Origin of the sequence: Brevundimonas sp., from assembly GCF_029945885.1 — a bacterium.
Taxonomy (GTDB): Bacteria; Pseudomonadota; Alphaproteobacteria; order Caulobacterales; family Caulobacteraceae; genus Brevundimonas.
In genome coordinates this window covers 161,938-180,437 of sequence record NZ_JAQSDK010000014.1, presented here as the reverse complement: position 1 = coordinate 180,437, position 18,500 = coordinate 161,938, and the positions used below count along the sequence as shown (strand labels likewise).

Annotated in this window: 21 protein-coding genes; 10 read left to right on the top strand and 11 right to left on the bottom strand. The window is 69.1% G+C overall.

Annotated elements, in window-relative coordinates; genetic code table 11:
- Positions 1-24 precede the first annotated feature (24 nt).
- Genes PSV00_RS08660 through PSV00_RS08650 form a run of 3 tightly spaced genes read left to right on the top strand, consistent with a single transcriptional unit; the run spans position 25 to position 877 of the window.
- On the top strand, positions 25-216 hold the full coding sequence (locus tag PSV00_RS08660; RefSeq protein WP_300446125.1) for a YnbE family lipoprotein: 192 nt from the start codon (positions 25-27) through the stop codon (positions 214-216).
- A 12-nt stretch (positions 217-228) separates the two neighbouring features.
- Positions 229-591 (top strand): YdbL family protein, encoded by a 363-nt coding sequence (locus PSV00_RS08655; protein WP_300446124.1) that lies wholly within the window; start codon positions 229-231, stop codon positions 589-591.
- Between the two features lie 7 nt (positions 592-598).
- Positions 599-877: a hypothetical protein gene (locus PSV00_RS08650; RefSeq protein WP_300446123.1), complete on the top strand. Its 279-nt coding sequence runs from the start codon at positions 599-601 to the stop codon at positions 875-877.
- A 2-nt stretch (positions 878-879) separates the two neighbouring features.
- Here the strand turns inward: PSV00_RS08650 and PSV00_RS08645 are convergent, their stop codons facing one another.
- A complete protein-coding gene (locus PSV00_RS08645; protein WP_300446122.1) occupies positions 880-2,028 on the bottom strand; it encodes a DNA cytosine methyltransferase in 1,149 nt (382 codons plus the stop codon).
- A 94-nt stretch (positions 2,029-2,122) separates the two neighbouring features.
- Here PSV00_RS08645 and PSV00_RS08640 point away from each other — a divergent pair, with 94 nt between their 5' ends.
- The 6 genes from PSV00_RS08640 (at position 2,123) to PSV00_RS08615 (ending at position 6,749) form a co-directional block, all read left to right on the top strand.
- Positions 2,123-2,617, top strand: a complete 495-nt coding sequence (locus PSV00_RS08640) for a hypothetical protein (RefSeq protein WP_300446121.1) — start codon at positions 2,123-2,125, stop codon at positions 2,615-2,617.
- Between the two features lie 36 nt (positions 2,618-2,653).
- Positions 2,654-3,796, top strand: coding sequence for an acyltransferase (locus PSV00_RS08635; RefSeq protein ID WP_300446120.1), 1,143 nt, complete (start codon positions 2,654-2,656; stop codon positions 3,794-3,796).
- A 36-nt stretch (positions 3,797-3,832) separates the two neighbouring features.
- Complete coding sequence (locus PSV00_RS08630; protein ID WP_300446119.1) at positions 3,833-4,345, top strand: CHAP domain-containing protein; 513 nt, start codon at positions 3,833-3,835, stop codon at positions 4,343-4,345.
- 45 nt (positions 4,346-4,390) lie between these two features.
- Positions 4,391-5,353, top strand: coding sequence for a magnesium transporter CorA family protein (locus tag PSV00_RS08625; RefSeq protein WP_300446118.1), 963 nt, complete (start codon positions 4,391-4,393; stop codon positions 5,351-5,353).
- 26 nt (positions 5,354-5,379) lie between these two features.
- Positions 5,380-6,192: a tryptophan 2,3-dioxygenase gene (locus PSV00_RS08620; protein ID WP_300446117.1), complete on the top strand. Its 813-nt coding sequence runs from the start codon at positions 5,380-5,382 to the stop codon at positions 6,190-6,192.
- Between the two features lie 71 nt (positions 6,193-6,263).
- The gene (locus PSV00_RS08615; protein ID WP_300446116.1) at positions 6,264-6,749 is read left to right on the top strand and encodes a PA2169 family four-helix-bundle protein; all 486 of its coding nucleotides are present in this window, start codon (positions 6,264-6,266) and stop codon (positions 6,747-6,749) included.
- A gap of 79 nt (positions 6,750-6,828) precedes the next feature.
- Here PSV00_RS08615 and rplS read toward each other — a convergent pair whose 3' ends face one another.
- The 10 genes from rplS to PSV00_RS08565 all read right to left on the bottom strand — a co-directional run bounded on the left by rplS (position 6,829) and on the right by PSV00_RS08565 (position 15,087).
- Positions 6,829-7,251 carry a 50S ribosomal protein L19 gene (gene rplS, locus PSV00_RS08610; protein ID WP_300446115.1) on the bottom strand — a complete coding sequence of 141 codons (423 nt, stop codon included), beginning with the start codon at positions 7,249-7,251 and terminating at the stop codon, positions 6,829-6,831.
- 2 nt (positions 7,252-7,253) lie between these two features.
- Positions 7,254-8,006 (bottom strand): tRNA (guanosine(37)-N1)-methyltransferase TrmD, encoded by a 753-nt coding sequence (trmD, locus tag PSV00_RS08605; protein ID WP_300446114.1) that lies wholly within the window; start codon positions 8,004-8,006, stop codon positions 7,254-7,256.
- A gap of 44 nt (positions 8,007-8,050) precedes the next feature.
- Complete coding sequence (locus PSV00_RS08600; RefSeq protein WP_300446113.1) at positions 8,051-9,895, bottom strand: DUF885 domain-containing protein; 1,845 nt, start codon at positions 9,893-9,895, stop codon at positions 8,051-8,053.
- Between the two features lie 67 nt (positions 9,896-9,962).
- Positions 9,963-10,415, bottom strand: a complete 453-nt coding sequence (locus tag PSV00_RS08595; RefSeq protein WP_300446112.1) for a hypothetical protein — start codon at positions 10,413-10,415, stop codon at positions 9,963-9,965.
- Between the two features lie 11 nt (positions 10,416-10,426).
- On the bottom strand, positions 10,427-12,085 hold the full coding sequence (locus PSV00_RS08590; protein WP_300446111.1) for a thiamine pyrophosphate-binding protein: 1,659 nt from the start codon (positions 12,083-12,085) through the stop codon (positions 10,427-10,429).
- A gap of 33 nt (positions 12,086-12,118) precedes the next feature.
- Complete coding sequence (gene truA / locus PSV00_RS08585; protein ID WP_300446110.1) at positions 12,119-12,883, bottom strand: tRNA pseudouridine(38-40) synthase TruA; 765 nt, start codon at positions 12,881-12,883, stop codon at positions 12,119-12,121.
- A 10-nt stretch (positions 12,884-12,893) separates the two neighbouring features.
- On the bottom strand, positions 12,894-13,847 hold the full coding sequence (fmt, locus tag PSV00_RS08580; protein WP_300446109.1) for a methionyl-tRNA formyltransferase: 954 nt from the start codon (positions 13,845-13,847) through the stop codon (positions 12,894-12,896).
- A 26-nt stretch (positions 13,848-13,873) separates the two neighbouring features.
- Positions 13,874-14,098: a hypothetical protein gene (locus PSV00_RS08575; protein WP_300446108.1), complete on the bottom strand. Its 225-nt coding sequence runs from the start codon at positions 14,096-14,098 to the stop codon at positions 13,874-13,876.
- Entirely contained in the window at positions 14,098-14,676 is a 579-nt protein-coding gene (def, locus tag PSV00_RS08570) for a peptide deformylase (protein ID WP_300446107.1), read from the bottom strand. Before def ends, PSV00_RS08575 begins: the two co-directional genes overlap by 1 nt.
- A gap of 66 nt (positions 14,677-14,742) precedes the next feature.
- Positions 14,743-15,087: an acyl-CoA thioesterase gene (locus PSV00_RS08565; RefSeq protein ID WP_300446210.1), complete on the bottom strand. Its 345-nt coding sequence runs from the start codon at positions 15,085-15,087 to the stop codon at positions 14,743-14,745.
- A 245-nt stretch (positions 15,088-15,332) separates the two neighbouring features.
- Here PSV00_RS08565 and putA point away from each other — a divergent pair, with 245 nt between their 5' ends.
- Positions 15,333-18,488 carry a bifunctional proline dehydrogenase/L-glutamate gamma-semialdehyde dehydrogenase PutA gene (putA, locus tag PSV00_RS08560; protein WP_300446105.1) on the top strand — a complete coding sequence of 1,052 codons (3,156 nt, stop codon included), beginning with the start codon at positions 15,333-15,335 and terminating at the stop codon, positions 18,486-18,488.
- Positions 18,489-18,500: the final 12 nt, after the last annotated feature.

Sequence of the window (18,500 nt, the reverse complement as noted above, 5' to 3'; positions counted from 1 at the left end):
CTCGCACACCCGGAGCGCCACGACATGATCACCAAGCGCCATCTCGGCCTGATACTCGCGGGAGGCCTGGCCACCGCCGGGCTGACGGCCTGTACCCCGACCATCCGGCTGCAGGTCGACCCGATCCAGATCTACGCCAAGCTGGATGCCGACGTCCGCATCCGCCTCGACAAGGAGCTCCAGGACCTCCTCGTCGAAAACCCCAACCTGTTCTAGGGAGTCGCTCAGATGAACATGCGCAAGATCTTCGTCGTCGGGGCCGCCATCGCCGCCCTGGGCGTCGCCGCCGGGGCTGCCATCGCCCAGACCCCGGCCCAGAAGGCCATGGTCGACGCCGCCAAGACCCAGGGCGTCGTCGGCGAACAGGCCGACGGCTATCTCGGCTTCCGTGTCCCGGCCCCCAGCCCCGACCTGACCGTCGCGGTCCAGACCATCAATACGGCGCGCCAGCAGCTCTATATCGAGAGCGCCACCGCCGCGGGCACCACCGCCGAGGTGGCCGGGGCCCGGATGTTCGAGAGCCAGCTTCTGCCCCGCATGACCACCGGCCAGTGGTATCGCAATACCGACGGCCAGTGGGTGCGCCGCTAGGCCGGCCATGTCCCGACTACTGAAACGCGCCCTGCTGACCGTCGCGGTCGTGGCCCTGGCCGCGGCGGCCACGGTCGGCACGGCGCGGATCTGGACCGCGATCGGGGGTGCCCCCCTGTCGATCCACGGCTGGATCGCCATGGCCGTCGGTATCGGCGGCACCGTGGCCCTGGCCTGGGTCCTGATGGCCCTGGCTTTCCGCTCGGACCGCGATGGCTGGGACGCCCGGGCCGACCGCCTGCCCGAGGCCGATGACGCGGCCGCAAACCCTCCCGGCCTGCCCTGACCCTAGAGGCCGCCGGACAGGGCCGGCCGCAGCAGGCCGTCGGCCAGGGCCCGGACCACCGGCACGGCGACGGCGTCGCCCATCAGCTTCAGCGCCGCGCCCTCGCCCGCCGGCAGGGCATAGGCCTCATCGACCCCCATCAGCCGGGCCGCCTCACGCCCGGTCAGGCGGCGCGCGCGGATCCGGCCGGCGTCACAGACCACCACATATTGCCGCGAGGAACCGCCCGCCGGCGTGCGCAGACAGCCGGCCAGGCCGTCGAAACGCAGCTCCAGCCGCTGGACCTTGCGTCCGGCCTCGGTGCGGACGCGGCGATAGCCGGCCCCGACCTGACGCCCGCCGGAGGCCAGCGCCCGCTCCAGCTGGATCCGGTGCAGGGGTGCGCACAGGGCCAGCAGGGCCGTCGTGCGCTCGGCATCGAACCAGTCGACCCGGTCGTCCGGCTCCAGCACGGCTGACAGGTCGACATTGCGCCGCGCCGGGGCCGCCAGCGCCCACCAGACCCAGGCCGCCCGCGCGGCGCGCGGCAGGCGGGCGTGGGCGGCGACCAGACGGCGACTGTGAAAGGGGGCCACCGGCCCCGGCACGGTCGGACCGGCGACGCCGCGCATGGCGACGATGAACAGGCGCGGGCGCGACTGGGGCAGCCACAGGGCGGCGTCCATCTCCAGTGCCCCGACGCGGTAGCCGGCAGCGGCCATGGCGGCGCAGACGGCGGCGAAATCGGCTCCGCCCCCCGAGGTCAGCAGTCCGGCGACATTCTCGACGACGATGACCGGCGGGGCGCGCCCCGCCGCGTCCAGCGCCTGGATCAGCTGCCAGAATCCCCAGAAGGCCCCCGAGCGGACGCCCTCCAGCCCGGCCCGCGCCCCGGCAAGACTGAGATCCTGACACGGGGACGAGGCCCAGCACAGGTCCGGCGTCCCCGGCAGGTCGGCCGCCGACAGGGACCAGACGTCGGCCTGATGCAGGGGGATGCCGGGATGGTTGGTGCGGAAGGCGGCGGCCTTCATCGCATCAATGTCATTGGCCAGGCCGATGCTGAACCCGGCCAGACCCAGCCCGGCCAGCCCGCCCCCGGCGAAGAATTCCCACGCCACCGGAACCGGGGCGGGACAGGATACGGCAGGGGCGTCGACGCGAATCGTCATCCGGCCAGCATAGGGCAGTCGCCTGCGGTCGGTGCCCCCCCTTGACCCCTGTCGGGCGGCGGCGCTCCATGGGCCCGACCTGCCGGAGCCTGTCATGCGTATCGCCCCCCTGTTCGGCCTGACCATCCTTGTGCTGGCCGCCTGTTCGCCGTCCCCCGAGGTTCCCGACGCGCCGACGATCGACGTCTCGCCCGCCACCCTGGCCGGGGTCGATCTGGGGCGACCGATCCGGGCCCTGGGCAACGAGCCTTTCTGGGCCGTGACCATCAGCCCCGAGGGCATCGTCTATTCCGGAGTGGACCGCCCCGAACAGACGGCCGACAATCCCGGCCCGCTGCTGCAGGGGACGACCGCCCGCTATGAGGCCACGACCGGCACGGGCAAGCCGATGTCCGTGGCCCTGATCGCCACCACCTGTTCGGACGGCATGAGCGACCGCACCTATCCGCTGACCGCCGTGGTCAAGATCGACGGCGAGACCCTGACCGGCTGCGCCGCCTCGGTAGCGGCCCTGGCCACGGCCGGGGAGTCGGGACTGGTGGTCGAGACGGTCGGGCCGACCCCGCCGGCGGGCCCGCCCCCGGCTTAACCCTTCACCAAGCGATCATGCCGCAAGATGGCGGCCATGACCCCGACCTCGCCTCCCGCCGACCTGCGCGCCCTGACCTCCCTGCGGTTTCTCGCCGCCGCCTGGGTGGTGATGTACACCTTCTGGCCGGACCTGAATTTCGGCCTCGTGCCCGTGGCCGTGACCAAGGGTTATCTGGGGGTCGAGACCTTCTTCATCCTGTCCGGCTTCATCCTCAGCCATGTCTATCTTCAGGCGGCGGGCGAAAAGCAGTTCCGTTACGGCGGCTTCCTGTGGGCCCGGGTCGCGCGCGTCTATCCGCTGCACCTGCTGACCCTGGCCGGGGTGATGGTCCTGGGCCTGGCGGCAGTGGCGGCCGGCATGACCATCCACGGCGACGTGCTGAGCTGGGCCTCCCTGCCCGCCCAGTTGACGATGACCCATGCCTGGGGCCTCGCCCCGGCGGCCGGGTTCAACCATCCGTCCTGGTCGATCTCGGCCGAATGGTTCGCCTATCTGGCCTTTCCGGCCTTCGCCTTCGTGGCCTGGCGGCTGCGGTCGCGGCCCTGGCTGGCGGTGGCGGGGGCCGCCCTGTTCCTGGTGGGCCTGTACCTGGCCTTCGAGGCCATGGCCGGATTTTCCCTGACCGAGGCCACCTTCCGCTGGGGTGCCCTGCGGATCGTGCCCTGTTTCGCCCTCGGCTGCGCCCTGTACCTGGTTTATCGCCGCGCGCCGCTGAAGCGGGCCGGGCTGTGGGTCGCCGGGTTCGCCGGGGCCATGGCAGTCAGCGCCTCCCTGGGGGCGTGGGACGGGATCACCGTCCTGCTCGCCGGCGGACTGATCCTCGGCCTGGCGTCGATGACCAATGCCGGGGCCGGCTGGCTGGCCTCGAAGCCGGCCGTCTATCTGGGGGAGATCAGCTATTCGATCTATATGGTCTGTGTGCCGTGGCAGATCCTGGCGGTGAACATCGCCGCGCGGCTGACCGGGGCCGAGGACAAGCGGCTGTCTGTGGGCGTCTGGCTGGTCGTGGTCGCCCTGCTGCCGATTGTCGCAGCCGCTTCCTACCACCTGGTGGAACGCCCGGCGCGGACGGCGCTGCGGGGCATGGCCAACAGGCGACGCGCGGCGCAAACGGACACCGCCGACAGGGTAAATTCCCCGGAAAGGGTTCTTCAACCTTCGGAAACTATCGTCTAAGGCTACCTTCCCGGAAACAATCGGAAACACGCCAGTATGACAAAACGGATCACCGCCGCCGTGGTTGCAGCCTCCCTCGGGTTTTTTGCCCTGGGCGCGGCACCGGCAAAAGCGGACGATCCCTACTGGCAGTGCGTGACCTTTGCCCGGATGTTCTCGGGCATCAATATCTTCGGCGACGCCTGGACCTGGTGGAGCCAGGCGGTGAACAGCCTGCGGACCGGCCATGCGCCGGAGACCGGCTCGGTGCTGGTGTTCCGTCCCGAGGGCCGGATGAGCCGCGGCCATGTCGCGGTCGTTTCCGACATCCTGACCGACCGGGTGATTCGCGTGACCCACGCCAACTGGGGCGGCAGCCGCGGCAAGGTCGAGGAAAACGTCACCGTGGTCGACGTATCGGGCGACGGCGACTGGAGCCAGGTCAAGGTCTGGTACAATCCGATCAGCGACCTCGGCTCGACCGTCTATCCGACCTACGGATTCATCTACAAGAACGCCCGCGACGCCTTCAGCGGCGCGCGCGAGACCGGGGCCAGCGGCCAGCCCTGACGGTCGCCCGTCGGGCCGCATCCTTACGCCGCCGGGAACCTTCGTATGATCCATATCCATCGCCGGGGCGACGCCGCCGGACCGGCCCCGGACCCGTCGTCCCCGACCTTCGTGGTCGGCCCGGACATCCTGTGGGTTGACCTGATCGACCCGACCCGGGACGAGGAATTGATCATCGAACGGGTGCTGGGTCTGTTGCTGCCGACCCGCGCGGAGATGGCCGAACTCGAGGCCTCGAGCCGGTTGTACCGCGAGAACGGCGCGACCTATCTGACCGCCGACCTGATTCACAACGGCGACGCCGAGGTTCCGGCCGTCGACCCGGTCACCTTCGTGATGACCCCGGGCCCCCTTGTGACCATCCGCTATTTCGACCCCCGCCCCTTCCCGATCCTGAAGGAGCGACTGGATCGGGATCCGGACCTGTGCAGCAGCGCGCCTGACCTGTTCCTGAACCTGATGGAGGCGGTCATCGACCGCGCCTCGGACGTGCTGGCGCGCAACGCCGCACGCGTTGAGGTGATCGCAGGCCAGATTTTCGCCGGCCGCAAGACCGTTGGCTTCGGAAAGCTGATCACCCGACTGGGCCAGGCCCAGATGGCGGCGAGCCGGATCGAGCAGAGTCTGGCGGACCTGGCGCGGGTCTTCGCCTTCATCACCCTGGACGACCGCATCGGCCATGATCCGGATGCCCGCGACCACGTCAAATCCCTCAGTCGCGACGCCGCCAGCCTGAGCGCCCACAACCAGGCGGTGGCGGCCAATCTCAATTTCCAGCTCTCGGCGGCCCTGGGCCTGATCAATATCGAACAGTCGTCGATCATCAAGATCTTCTCGGTGGCGGCCGTCGCCTTCATGCCGCCGACCCTGATCGCCTCGATCTACGGCATGAATTTCCGCCACATGCCCGAGTTGCACCAGGTCTGGGGCTATCCGCTCGCCCTGGTCGCCATGTTGGCGGCGGCCGTGATGCCGCTCGTCTGGTTCAAACGCAAGGGCTGGCTCTAGCGGGCCATCCGGGGATAGGACAGGGCATGACCGAACCCAGCACCGAAGCGACCGCCGAGATCACCTATGCCAGCTATCTGGACCTTGATGTCCTGCTGAGCGCCCAGAATCCGCGCTCGGACGAGCATGACGAAATGCTGTTCGTCATCATCCACCAGACCAAGGAACTGTGGCTCAAGCAGATCCTGCACGAGGTGGCCCTGGCCCAGAGCCTTGTACGGGCCGGGGATCTGGTGCCCGCCTACAAGAGCCTGGCCCGCGTCAGCCGCATCCAGGCGGTGATGACCCAGAGCTGGGACATCCTGGCCACCATGACTCCGGCCGACTACCTGCGGTTCCGCGGGGCCCTCGGGACCTCGTCCGGTTTCCAGAGCGACCAGTTCCGCCGCTTCGAGACCATGCTGGGACTGAAAGACGACCGCTTCCTCAAATTCCACGTCGACCGGCCCGAGGCCCATGCGGCCCTGACCGCGGCCCTGGACTCGCCCAGCCTGTATGACGACGCCCTGTCGCAGCTGGCGGCGGCGGGGCTGCCCGTGCCGGCCGAGGTGCTGAACCGCGACGTGCGCCAGCCCTATGTGGCCTCGGCGGGGGTCGAGGCGGCGTGGCTGGAGGTCTATCGCGACACCACCCGCTGGTGGCCGCTCTACCAGCTGGCCGAGAAACTGGTCGACCTGGACGACGCCCTGCTGACCTGGCGACACAAACATGTGGTGACGGTCGAGCGCATCATCGGCCGCCGACGCGGCACCGGCGGCACCGAGGGGGTGGCCTATCTGGCCTCGACCCTGGAGCGGCGCTGCTTCCCGGAATTGTGGTCGCTGCGCACCAGTCTCTAAACGGCCACGCTGAAACCAAACGGGGATTTCCGCGCTTTTTCACTGTTCCTCCCACAGCGAAAGGCACGATCATGAGCACCCCCAACCATCACGATATCAAGGTCCTGAACAGCCTGATCGAGACCACCCTGGACAGCGCCGACGGCTATCGCGAGGCCGCCGGCGAGACCGAGGACCGGCGCTTCAAGACCCTGTTCGAGCAACGCAGCTTCGAACGCCAGGGTCTGGCCGGCGACCTGAAGGGCGCGGTCCTGACCCTGGGCGGCGAGCCCGAGGATGACGGCTCGGTCCTGGCCAAGGCCCACCGCGCCTTCCTCGACGTCAAACACGCCCTGCTCCGCGACGAACAGGCGGTCGTCAACTCGGTCGAGAACGGCGAGGACTTCATCAAGGCGAAGTTCGAAAAGGCGCTGGAAGACTCCGACGTTTCCGACTCGACCCGCGACACCATCCGCCGCGCCTATGCGACGGTGAAGGACGGCCACGACCAGATGCGCGACCTGAAGCACAGCCTGGAAGGGCAGAAGGACGCCTCGAACCCGCTGTTCCCGAACTAGCCGCTCGGCGAAACACCCATGAAAAAGGCCCCGGCGGATCCCGCCGGGGCCTTGATCAATTCGGGTGATCCGGAGGGGATCAGCTCTCGGCGGGCGTTTCGGCCTTGCCGGTTTCCGGCACGATGGCCTTCTTGTCCGGGCGCACGGTCTGCTTCTCGGCGATCCGGGCCGACTTGCCGCGACGATCGCGCAGGTAATAGAGTTTGGCGCGCCGGACGACGCCGCGACGCTTGACCTCGATGGACTCGATCATCGGCGAGACCAGCGGAAAGACGCGCTCGACGCCCTCGCCGAAGCTGATCTTGCGGACGGTGAAATTCTCGTTGATGCCGCCGCCGGCGCGGGCGATGCAAACGCCTTCGAAGGCCTGGACGCGCTCGCGCTCGCCTTCCTTGATCTTGACGTTGACGCGCAGGGTGTCACCGGGCTGGAAGGCCGGGATCGGACGGATGGCGGTCAGGCGGGCTTTTTCTTCAGCCGCAATCTGCTGGACGATATTCATATCTACTTCTCCTCGAGCTTTGCGCTCTTTACCTGTGATTTGGCGGGGTCATGCCCCGCGGTCGTCTGTGCAAGGCGCGCCGCCCAGAGGTCCGGCCGTCGCGCCCGCGTGGTCTCTTCCCGCTGCGACTGACGCCAGGCGGCGACCTTTTTATGGTCGCCCGACAGCAGCACCTCGGGAATCTCCAGCCCCTCGAACGTCCGCGGTCGCGTGTACTGCGGGTGTTCCAGAAGGCCGTCCTCGAAGCTCTCGGATGTCAGGCTTTCGGCCTGGCCCAGAACACCGGGGATCAGTCGTACGCACGCCTCGATCACCACCATCGCCGCCGCCTCGCCACCGGCCAGGACCGCGTCGCCGACGGCGACCTCCTCGAACCCGCGCGCATCGAGCACGCGCTGGTCCACCCCCTCGAACCGGCCGCAGAGGACGGTAATCCCGTCCGCCTTCGCCCATTCCTTGACGCGCGCCTGGGTCAGGGGCCGACCCCGGGCACTCATGTACAAAAGCGGCCGTCCTGACCCGGATACGCTGTCGAGCGCCCTGGCCACCACGTCCGCCTTGAGTACGGCTCCGGGACCGCCACCCGCGGGGGTATCGTCCAGGAAGCCGCGCTTATCTTCGGAAAAGGCGCGAATGTCCACTGTTTCAAGCGACCACAGGTTCCGCTCACGCCAGGCGGTGCCGATCAGCGACACGCCGAGCGGGCCGGGAAAGGCCTCGGGGAACATGGTCAGGACGGTGGCGGTAAAGGGCATGGCGCGCGCCCTTTACCGCCGATGGGCCGTCGAGGCGAGAGGCTTCAGCCTGCCGGGCGGCCGCCACCGGCCGCGATCCAGCCGTCGACCCGGGTTTCGAGCACGTCCAGCGGCACGGCACCGCCGCCCAGCACAACGGCGTGGAAATCCCGGATGTCGAACCGGTCCCCCAGGGCCTGGCGGGCGCGGGCGCGCAGCTCGAGGATCTTCAGCTGGCCGATCTTGTAGCTGGTCGCCTGGCCGGGGTTGGTGATGTAGCGCTCGACCTCCTTGACGATGTCGCGTTCGGATACGAGCGTATTCTGCTGGAAATAGGCGATCGCCTGTTCACGGCTCCAGTGTTTGGCATGCAGGCCGGTATCGGTGACCAGACGCGCCGCGCGCCAGATCTCCAGCGAGAGGCGGCCGAAATCGGCATAGGGGTCCTGGTAGAAGCCCATCTCCTTGCCCAGCAGTTCGGAATACAGACCCCAGCCCTCGGAAAAGGCCCCGTAGCCGCCGAAGCGACGGAAGCGCGGCAGGCCCTCGATCTCCTGGGCATAGGCGATCTGGAAATGGTGACCGGGCGCGCCCTCGTGATAGCTGATGGCCTCGACCTGGGGCTTCAGCACCTGGGTCATGTCCGCCAGGTTGACGTAGTAGATGCCGGGCCGCGACCCGTCCGGTGCCGGCCGGTTGTAGAAGGCGACCGAGGCCGTCTCCTGACGCCAGGCCTCAACGGCGCGCACCTCGAGGGCGGCACGCGGCAGGGTGTGGAACCACTGCGGCGCGACCCGCATGGCGTCGCCGACAGCAGCGCGGGCGTCGACCAGATAGGCTTCCCGGCCCTCGGCGGTGTTCGGATACTGGAAGCGTGGATCGCCCTTGATGTAGGCGAAGAAGTCCTGCAGCGAGCCGGTGAAGCCGACGCGGGCCTTGATGGTCTCCATCTCGGCCTGGATACGCGCCACCTCGGACAGGCCGATCTGGTGGATCTGATCCGGGGTCAGGTCGGTGGTCGTGGATTGCCGCACCCGTTCGGCATAGTAGGCGTCGCCGTCGGGCAGCCGCCACACCCCATCGTTGGAGGTGGCCAGCGGCTGGACCCGTTCGATCGTGGCCAGAATTCCGTCATAGCCGCGCCTGAACGGGCCCGTCAGGGCATCGCGCCCGGCGGCCAGCAGCGCGGCCTTTTCCGTGTCGCTGGTGTCGAGGGCGGCGACCTTCTTCTGGAAATCAGCCCAGACCGGATTGTCGGGACCGCCGTCGAACGGAGCCCCGGAGATGACATTTCGGGTGTCGGTCAGGGTGATCGGAAACACGAAGGCCGGCGACACGAAACCGGCGGCGGCGCGGCGCTCCACATCGGCCGAGATCTCGCCCAGCACCCGTTCTACCTCGACCAGACGCGCGACATAGGCACGGGCGTCATCCGGGCTGTCGATGCGGTGGCTGTTGATCATGAACACCGGCAGGCTGGTCGCCGGATTGCCGTTGGCGGCGAAAATATAGTCGTGGTCGCGCCAGCGCGCGCCAGCCAGCTGACGTTCAACGCCCTCCTCGAACAGCTGCCACGACAGCTGGCTGCGGGGGCTGAGGGCCTCGAACCGGAACTCCGCCTTCATCCGCGCCAGCTGCGCCTCGGCCAGGGCCAGTGACCGGGCGTCGGCGGCGGGCGTGTAGTCGTTCAACCGGTCATAGTCAGTCTTGATACCCAGCGAGGTCATGCCCTGCGGGCTGAGCGCGACCCGTTCCATGAAGGCCGCATCGAAGAAGGCGTCCAGCCGGGCGTCCTCGCTCTGCGCCGGAACCGCCGCGGTCAGGGTACCCGCCGGGGCCACGGGCGCGGCGATACCGGCACAGGCCGTCAGCAACAGGACGGAGACGGATGAAATCAGAATGCGGCGCATGGGCCCCCCGGTAAAACAGGGGGCGACCTTCTGTGCTGGGCCCGGCCGGCGCAACCCCCAACCGGGTCTAGTTGACCCAGGTGATGCGGCAGTCGCTGACGGTCCAGCCGGCAAAACCGGAGCGAACCCGGCACTGGATACCGTTGCCGGCCAGCGGGCCGTGCATGATGGCGCTGTCGACCAGCGCGCCCTGACCGTCATAGCGGGGCTGTTTGAACTGGACCCAGCGCAGCGGCTGGCCGGAGGGCGGGGTCCGGGCGGGGTCGTGGATTTCCGGGAAGCTGAGACCATAGCGGGCCCAGTCGCAGCGCGGGGCCCAGGCGCGACCCTCGTCGTCCAGCCACAGCGGCGGCGGCAGGGTGTCGGTGCTGTTGAACCCATAGTGTTCGCGGGCGACGGCGGCGATGACGGCACAGTCGTCGCCGCTGCCCACCACCGGTCCGGCCGGATCCGGCATCGGGGCGGTGGCGGCGCAGCCGGCCAGCAGCAGGGCGATCAGGGCGGCGGGCGAACGGCGCATGGCGGCTCCGGTCAGCGCCTGAGGTCCGTGATGGTCCGACCCGGTGCGATGTCCTCGGCCGAGGTCACCAGATGAACGATCGCCGGACGGCCAGCGTTCCGCGCCGCCGCCAGGGCGGCGGGGAAGTCGGCGGAGGCCTCGCAGCGGATGCCGAAGGCTCCGAAGGCTTCGGCATATTTGACGAAGTCGGGGTTCTTCAGGTCGGTGGCGATGACCCGTTCGGCCCCCGGATAGTGGCCTTCCTGGTGCATGCGGATGGTGCCGTAGGTGCCGTTGTCGACGATCACGGTGACGACATTGATGCCGTACTGGGCCGCCGTGGCCAGCTCCTGGCCTGTCATCATGTAGTCGCCGTCGCCGGCGATGCAGATCACGTCGCGATCCGGGTGGGCGCTCTTGGCGGCGACCGCGGCGGGAAAGCCGTAGCCCATGGCCCCCGAGGTCGGGGCCAGCTGGGTGCGGCGCGCCCGGTGGCGGTGGAAGCGGTGCAGCCAGGCGGCGAAATTACCGGCCCCATTGGTCAGGATGGCGTCGTCCGGCAGGACCGACCGCAGATGGGTCATGCATTCGGACATATTGACCGCACCGGTGACGGTGACCGGGGTCGAGAAGGTCTCATAGTCGGCGTGGGCCTGGGTGGCCTGATCGCTCCAGGTCCGGCCCGGATCGATCTGTGACAGGGCCAGGGCCGCCAGGGAGTTGTCGGCGGTGGCGCTGAGCGACGGGGTCCAGACCCGGCCCAGTTCCTCGGCCCCGGGATGGATGTGGATCAGCCGTTCGGCGGTCTGTTCGCGGGTGAACAGGGTGTAGCCCTGGGTCGGATTCTCGCCCAGCCGCGCGCCGATGGCCAGGATCAGGTCGGCGGCCCTGGCCCGGGCGGTCAGGGCCGGATTGCAGCCGAGGCCGAGGTCGCCGGCATAGTTGGGACGGTCGTTGGAGATCAGGTCCTTGCGCCGGAACGACAGGGCGACGGGCAGGCCCAGCCGCTCGGCCCAGTCGCCGATGGCGTCGGTGGCGGCGTCGCTCCAGCCCGATCCGCCCAGCACCAGCAGCGGTCGTTCGGCAGCGGCGAGGCGGGCGCGGACCTGTTCGGCGAAGACGGGGTCGAGCCCGGCGCGGGCCGGGACCACCGGGCGGATCGGGGCCGGGCCGCCGTCCGCATGCAGCAGGTCCTCGGGCAGGGCGATGACCACCGGTCCCATCCGGCCCTGCAGGGCGGTGGCAAAGGCGCGTTCGACGATCTCGACCGTGCGTTGCGGACTCTCGATCTCGGTGGCCCATTTGGCCAGGCCGCCGAACACCTCGCGATAGTCGACCTCCTGGAAGGCCCCGCGCCCGCGATCAGACAGGGCCACCTGACCGACGAACAGGATCATCGGGGTCGAGTCCTGATGGGCGGTGTGGACGCCGATCGCGGCATGGGTCGCGCCGGGTCCGCGGGTGACCATGCAGACGCCGGGCTTGCCGGTCAGCTTGCCCCAGGCCTCGGCCATGTTGGCGGCCCCGGCCTCGTGGCGACAGGCGATGACCTGAATCCTGTCGCGGACATCGACGAGAGCATCCAGCACGGCCAGATAGCTTTCGCCGGGCACACAGAAGACGCGGTCGATCCCGTTCATCACGAGAGTCTCGACCAGACGGCGGGCGGCGGTGTTGGGCGCTTGGGTCATGGCTCGCTGCTAGCAGATCGACCCCGGTTCTGGCTATGCGGGCGGGGCCGGAGGCAGTGGATCATAGGCGACCCCGGTCAGATACAGACCGTCGGGCGGGGCTACGGGACCGCAGGCGGCCCGGTCACGGGCGGCCAGGGCGGCGGCGACATCCTCAACGCTCCAGCGCCCTAGCCCGACCTGGACCAGGGTCCCGGTCATCGAGCGCACCTGGCTGTGCAGGAAGCTGCGGGCCGCGAACTCCAGATGGATCTCATCCTCGACCCGGGTCACCCGGGCGAGGTCGAGGGTGCGCAGCGGCGACCTGGCCTGACAGTTGATGTCGCGGAAGGTGGTGAAGTCGTGCCGCCCGACCAGGGTCAGGGCCGCCGCCTGCATCCGGTCGGCATCCAGCGGCTTCTTCACATGCCAGACCCGGCCCGCGTCCAGCGCCGGCGGGGCCGGGCGGTTCAGCAGGCGAAACAGGTAGCGGCGGCCGGTGGCCGAGAAGCGCGCGTGCCAGTCGTCGTCAACCACCACGCAGTCCAGCATGGCCACGGCCTCGCTCATCAGATGGGCGTTGAGGGCATTCATCACCGTCCGCGCGGGCCAGGCCTTGTCGAGGTCGATATGGATGACCTGGCCGGTGGCGTGGACGCCGGTGTCGGTGCGCCCCGCCGCGACGAGCCGAACCGTCTGGCCGCAGAAGGCGGTGACCGCCGTCTCGATCGCCCCCTGGACTGTCGGCAGGCCGTCCTGGGCCTGGAAGCCGTGATAGGCGCGGCCGTCATATTCGATGGTCAGCCGGTAGCGGGGCATTCTGGTTACCCTATCGCTCGCCGCGCTGCGGCTCGCTGTCCGAGGGCGACAACACACTGCCGGCCGGCAGGGCGAAGCCGCGCAGGAATTCGTCGGGGGCCTGGGCGGCCCTGCCCTCGCGCTGCACCCGCAACAGCCGGACCGCGCCGTCGGCGCAGGCGACGCTGAGGCCGTCATCGAGCACGGTGCCGGGTTCACCCGTGCCCGCAGACGGGGCCGACATCAGCACCTTGACCCGCACCGGGCCGTCGGGGCCGGGAGCGAGGAACCAGGCCCCGGGAAAGGGGGACAGGCCGCGGATATGGGCGTCGACCGCGGCGGCCGGCCGCGACCAGTCGATCCGCGCCTCGGCCGGGGTGATCTTCTTCGCATAGGTGGGCTCGCCGACCTGCGGCGTGGTGACGCCGCCGCGTTCGATGGCCCCCAGGGCGCGCGGCCACAGCCCCGCCCCGACCGTGGCCATGCGCTCGGACAGGGTGGCGGCGGTGTCGTCGGGCCGGATGGCCAGGGTCTCGGACAGCAGGACGTCGCCCTCGTCCAGCCCCTCGGACATACGCATGATCTGGACGCCGGTCTCCGCGTCGCCGGCCATGATGGCGCGCTGGATCGGGGCGGCCCCGCGCCAGCGCGGCAGCAGGGAGCCATGCAGGTTGAAACAGCCCAGCCGCGGGGCCTCGAGCACCGCGGGCTTGAGAATCTGGCCATAGGCGACGACGCAGGCGGCATCGAGGCCCAGGGCCTGGAATTCGGCGATGGCCTCGGGCGATTTCATCGACTCCGGCGTGAACACCGGCAGGCCCATGACCTCGGCGAAGGCCTGGACCGGGGACGGGGTCAATTTCTGGCCGCGCCCCCGCGGACGGGGCGGCTGGGACCAGACGCCCACGACCTCATGGCCGGAGGCAATGATCTCGGCCAGGGACGGCACGGCGAATTCGGGGGTACCCATGAAGGCGAGGCGCATGACCCGCCTTTAGCCGGGGTTGCGGCCTACTGCCAGCGTGTGTCGACGCCGCCGCCCTCGTCCCACTCGCCACCGACGTCGAGGGCAGAGTCGAAATTGAGCATCCGGTCCAGCAGCAGGCCGGCGGCCAGGCCCAGCAGACCGACCCCGACCAGGGTCACGACACTGCCGATCCCGACCTTCTCGGACCGGGTCAGACGTCGGCGACCGGCGGGATCGATGATCCGGGATTTTCCGCCGCGACGGGCCATCAGGCGGCCATCCGCGCCAGTTTCTTGACCTTGGCCACGGCCCGTTCGCGTCTCAGGCGCGACAGGTGGTCGATGAACAGCACGCCCTCGAGGTGATCCATCTCGTGCTGGATGCAGACGGCGAACAGACCCTCGACCTCTTCCTCGACCGACTTGCCGTCATAGTCGAGGTAGCGGATCCGCACCTTGCCGGGGCGTTCGACCTCGTCGAAATATTCGGGCACCGACAGGCAGCCCTCTTCGTAGGCGTAGATCTCGTCCGAGGCCCAGAGGATCTCGGGATTGACGAAGAAGCGCGGATTGCGGCGCGACAGATCCTCGTCCTCGCCCTCAACCGGTTCGGGGGCCTCGGTCTCGCCGGCATGAGCCCGGTCGCCCAGATCCATGACGATGACACGGCGGGCGTCGCCCACCTGAACGGCGGCCAGGCCGATGCCCGGTGCCGCGTACATGGTCTCGAGCATGTCATCCATCAGGGCGCGCACGTCGGAGTCGACCTCGGCCACGGGGGCGGAAATCTGCTTGAGCACTGCCGTGTCGGCAGCGTTATCGACGGCGAGGATGCGACGGATGGCCATGCCCTGCAGGTAGGTCGCGCGGGGCCAAAGGTCAAGATTTCACGCCTCGAGGCGGATCCCGACGCGTCAGTCCTCGGCCGGCAGGGGGCGCGGTTTTCGATCCTCGCCGATGGCCACATAGGTGAAAACACCGTCGGTGACCCGAACCGACTCGGCCAGATGCTGGCCCCGGGCCCGCTTCCAGGCCTCGACCTTGACCCGCACCGAGGTTCGGCCGGTGTGGATGACCCGGGCATAGATACTGACCTCATCGCCGACCGAGACCGGCTGCAGGAAGACCATGCCGTCGACGGCGATGGTGGCACAGCGGCCCTGGGCGCGCTCGAAGGCCGGGGTCGCGCCGCACAGATCCATATGGGCCAGCAGCCAGCCGCCGAAGATGTCGCCCTCGGGATTGGTGTCGGCCGGCATGGCGATGACGCGACCGACGGGTTCGCCTTCCGGGCGGGCAGGGACGGCGGCGGGATCGGTCACGACAAAGGGTTCCTGTCTGGCGGGGAGGCTCGGTTCCGGGTCATTGCGTAGCCGCAGCGCCTTTGTCCCACTCGCTGGAAGATGGTACCCCGATCCGAACGAATTTCGCCATACGGGTTCACTAGCACCCTCACATTCGGCAGGGTCAGACACCCTGCCCCCAAATTCTGGATTCTGTTTGCATGACGGCTGCCGCGTTTTCGCCCTCGAGCCTCGCCCACTGGGACGAGATTGATCGCGGCAAGTTTCGCAACGAGCATGAGGTCGTGACCGAGCTGCTGGCCCAGGTGCCTCTGACGCCGGCCGAGCGCCAGACTGTGGCGGCCGAGGCGGTCGAACTGGTCGAGCGGGCCCGCAAGGACAACCATCGCCAGGGCGTGGTCGAGAGCTTCCTGCAGGAGTTTTCGCTGGGCACCCGCGAGGGTCTGGCCCTGATGTGTATGGCCGAGGCCCTGCTGCGGATCCCCGACGAGGAGACGCGCGACCGGCTGATTTCGGAAAAGATCCGTTCGGCCGACTGGGCCAAACATCTGGGCCAGTCCGAGAGCCTGTTCGTCAATGCCTCGACCTGGGGGCTGATGCTGACCGGCAAGCTGGTCGAGGTCGACGAGGACGCCAAGCGCGACCTGCCCAGCTTCCTGCGCCGGGTCGCGGGCCGGATCGGCGAGCCGGTGATCCGCCAGGCCGTGGCCGCGGCGGTGCGGATGATGGGCGAGCAGTTCGTCGTCGGCCGCACCATCAAGGGGGCGCTGAAGCGCTCGGCCCGCGAGGGCTGGCTGTGCAGTTTCGACATGCTGGGCGAGGGTGCCCGCACCAGTGAGGACGCGGCCCGCTATGAGGTCGTCTACGCCAAGGCCATCGAGGCCGTCGGCCAGGTGCGGCGCGACACCGAGGGCATGCGCGGGCCGCAGACCGGCCACGGGGTCTCGGTCAAGCTGTCGGCCCTGTGCCCGCGCTATGAGGCGACCCAGGAACCCCGGGTCTGGGACGAACTGTACCCGCGGGTGAAGCGGCTGGCCCTGATCGCGGCGAAATACGACATCAATTTCTGCATGGACGCGGAGGAGGCCGACCGGCTGGCCCTGTCGCTGAAACTGCTGGACCGGCTGGCCAACGACCCCGACCTGGGCGAGTGGAAGGGGCTGGGCCTGGCGGTTCAGGCCTATCAGAAGCGCGCCCCCGAGGTCATCGCCCGGGTCACCGCCCTGGCCGAACAGTCGGGCCGCAGGCTGATGGTCCGGCTGGTCAAGGGGGCCTATTGGGACACCGAGATCAAACGGGCCCAGGTCGCCGGCCGTCCCGACTATCCGGTCTTCACCACCAAGGTGGCCACCGACGTCAACTATCTGGTCTGCGCCCGCGCCATCATCGACGCCGCGCCGCACCTGTACGGCCAGTTCGCCACCCATAACGCCGTGTCCCTGGCCGCCATCCACCGGATGGCCAAGGCCGCCGACGTCAAGATCGAGTTCCAGCGGCTGCACGGCATGGGCGAGCCCCTGTACGACGCCGCCGAGGCGATCTGGAACGACGAGGCGATGTCGATCCGCGCCTATGCCCCCGTCGGCGGGCATGAGGAGCTGCTGCCCTATCTGGTGCGCCGCCTGCTCGAGAACGGGGCCAACTCCTCCTTCGTTCACGCCCTGCTCGACGAGCGGGTCCCCGCCACCACCGTCGCCTTTGATCCCGTCACCGTGCTGGAAGCCCAGCCCGGTCCCCACCCCAAAATTCCGGTCCCCCAGCATATGTACGGAAATCGTCTGAACTCCCTCGGCCGCGACTATTCCCAGGTCGAGGAACGCGAGCGCCACGCCGTGGCCCTGGAGCTGATCGACCGCGAGAAACTCAACTCGGGCCCGATCATCAGCGGCGTGCTGCGCGCCGGTGAAAACCCGAGCGATGTGATCAGCCCGTCGGACCGCAACAGCGTGCTCGGCTATGTGTCCGAAGCCACCGACACCGAGATTCACCAGGCCATCGAACTGGGCGCGCGCGCCCATATCGTCTGGGACCGGGCCGGCGGGGCGGCGCGGGCCGTCGTGCTGCGCAACATGGCCGATGCCCTCGAGGCCGACATGGACCGGTTCGTCGCCCTGCTGGCACGCGAGGCCGGCAAGACACTGAACGACGGCGTCGCCGAGGTGCGCGAGGCCGCCGACTTCTGCCGCTACTACGCCATGCTGGCCGAGACCCAGTTCGCCGGACCCGAGGTCCTGACCGGGCCGGTCGGCGAGACCAACCAGCTGATGTTGCACGGCCGCGGCGTGTTCGCCTGTATCAGCCCGTGGAATTTCCCGCTGGCCATCTTCACCGGCCAGATCGCCGCCGCCCTGGCCGCCGGCAACGCTGTTCTGGCCAAGCCCGCCGAACAGACGCCGCTGGTCGCGGCCGAGGCCGTGCGCCTGTTCCTGAAGGCCGGGCTGCAGCCCGAGCTGATCGCCCTGGTCCCCGGCCGCGGCGAGACCGTGGGCGCGGCCCTGGTCAACCATCCGGGCATCGACGGCATCGCCTTCACCGGCGGGACCAACACGGCCCGGGCCATCAACATCGCCCTGGCCAACCGCCCCGGGGCCATCATCCCCTTCATCGCCGAGACGGGCGGGCTGAACGCCATGTTCGTCGACACCTCCGCCCTGCGCGAACAGGTGCTGGACGACGTGATCAACTCGGCCTTCGGCAGCGCCGGCCAGCGCTGTTCGGCCCTGCGCATCCTCTATGTGCCCAAGGACTCGGCCAAGGGTCTGATCGAGGGGCTGAAGGGCGCGCTGGCGACCCTGGTGGTCGGCGATCCGGCCGACCCGGCCACCGACATCGGCCCGGTCATCGACGCCGAGTCGCGCGGCATCCTCGAGGCCCATCTGGTCCGTCTCGAAAAGGAGGCCACGATCCTGGCCCGGGCCGAGATCGCCGGGACCGCCAATACCGGTCACGGCACGGGCGACTATTTCGCCCCGACCATCGCCGAGATCCCGACGCCCGACTTCCTCGAGGCCGAGGTGTTCGGCCCGATCCTGCACATCTATCGCTATGACCCCGACGACCTGATGACGGTGGCCGGCAAGCTGGCCGGGCGCGGCTTCGGCCTGACCCTGGGCGTGCACAGCCGTATCGAGGCCTTCGCCGAGGATGTGATCCGGCTGGTGCCGGCGGGCAATGTCTATGTGAACCGCAGCATCACCGGGGCCGTGGTCGGGGTCCAGCCGTTCGGCGGCGAGGGCCTGTCGGGCACCGGACCCAAGGCCGGCGGCCCCAACAGCCTGATCCGCTACGCCTCGGAACAGGCGATCAGCGTCAATATCGCGGCCCAGGGCGGCGACCCGGCCCTGCTCAACCTCTAGAAAACGCCTCCT

Coding starts and splice junctions, on each gene's coding strand:
- PSV00_RS08620 (WP_300446117.1), top strand. CDS start 5,380: ATGACCGAACCCAGCACCGAAGCGACCGCCGAGATCACCTATGCCAGC.
- putA (WP_300446105.1), top strand. CDS start 15,333: ATGACGGCTGCCGCGTTTTCGCCCTCGAGCCTCGCCCACTGGGACGAG.
- PSV00_RS08595 (WP_300446112.1), bottom strand. CDS start 10,415: ATGCGCCGTTCGCCCGCCGCCCTGATCGCCCTGCTGCTGGCCGGCTGC.
- rplS (WP_300446115.1), bottom strand. CDS start 7,251: ATGAATATCGTCCAGCAGATTGCGGCTGAAGAAAAAGCCCGCCTGACC.
- PSV00_RS08565 (WP_300446210.1), bottom strand. CDS start 15,087: ATGCCGGCCGACACCAATCCCGAGGGCGACATCTTCGGCGGCTGGCTG.
- fmt (WP_300446109.1), bottom strand. CDS start 13,847: ATGCGCCTCGCCTTCATGGGTACCCCCGAATTCGCCGTGCCGTCCCTG.
- PSV00_RS08600 (WP_300446113.1), bottom strand. CDS start 9,895: ATGCGCCGCATTCTGATTTCATCCGTCTCCGTCCTGTTGCTGACGGCC.
- PSV00_RS08655 (WP_300446124.1), top strand. CDS start 229: ATGAACATGCGCAAGATCTTCGTCGTCGGGGCCGCCATCGCCGCCCTG.
- PSV00_RS08590 (WP_300446111.1), bottom strand. CDS start 12,085: ATGACCCAAGCGCCCAACACCGCCGCCCGCCGTCTGGTCGAGACTCTC.
- PSV00_RS08660 (WP_300446125.1), top strand. CDS start 25: ATGATCACCAAGCGCCATCTCGGCCTGATACTCGCGGGAGGCCTGGCC.
- PSV00_RS08615 (WP_300446116.1), top strand. CDS start 6,264: ATGAGCACCCCCAACCATCACGATATCAAGGTCCTGAACAGCCTGATC.
- PSV00_RS08650 (WP_300446123.1), top strand. CDS start 599: ATGTCCCGACTACTGAAACGCGCCCTGCTGACCGTCGCGGTCGTGGCC.
- PSV00_RS08575 (WP_300446108.1), bottom strand. CDS start 14,098: ATGGCCCGTCGCGGCGGAAAATCCCGGATCATCGATCCCGCCGGTCGC.
- truA (WP_300446110.1), bottom strand. CDS start 12,883: ATGCCCCGCTACCGGCTGACCATCGAATATGACGGCCGCGCCTATCAC.
- PSV00_RS08625 (WP_300446118.1), top strand. CDS start 4,391: ATGATCCATATCCATCGCCGGGGCGACGCCGCCGGACCGGCCCCGGAC.
- PSV00_RS08630 (WP_300446119.1), top strand. CDS start 3,833: ATGACAAAACGGATCACCGCCGCCGTGGTTGCAGCCTCCCTCGGGTTT.
- trmD (WP_300446114.1), bottom strand. CDS start 8,006: ATGCCCTTTACCGCCACCGTCCTGACCATGTTCCCCGAGGCCTTTCCC.
- PSV00_RS08645 (WP_300446122.1), bottom strand. CDS start 2,028: ATGACGATTCGCGTCGACGCCCCTGCCGTATCCTGTCCCGCCCCGGTT.
- def (WP_300446107.1), bottom strand. CDS start 14,676: ATGGCCATCCGTCGCATCCTCGCCGTCGATAACGCTGCCGACACGGCA.
- PSV00_RS08640 (WP_300446121.1), top strand. CDS start 2,123: ATGCGTATCGCCCCCCTGTTCGGCCTGACCATCCTTGTGCTGGCCGCC.
- PSV00_RS08635 (WP_300446120.1), top strand. CDS start 2,654: ATGACCCCGACCTCGCCTCCCGCCGACCTGCGCGCCCTGACCTCCCTG.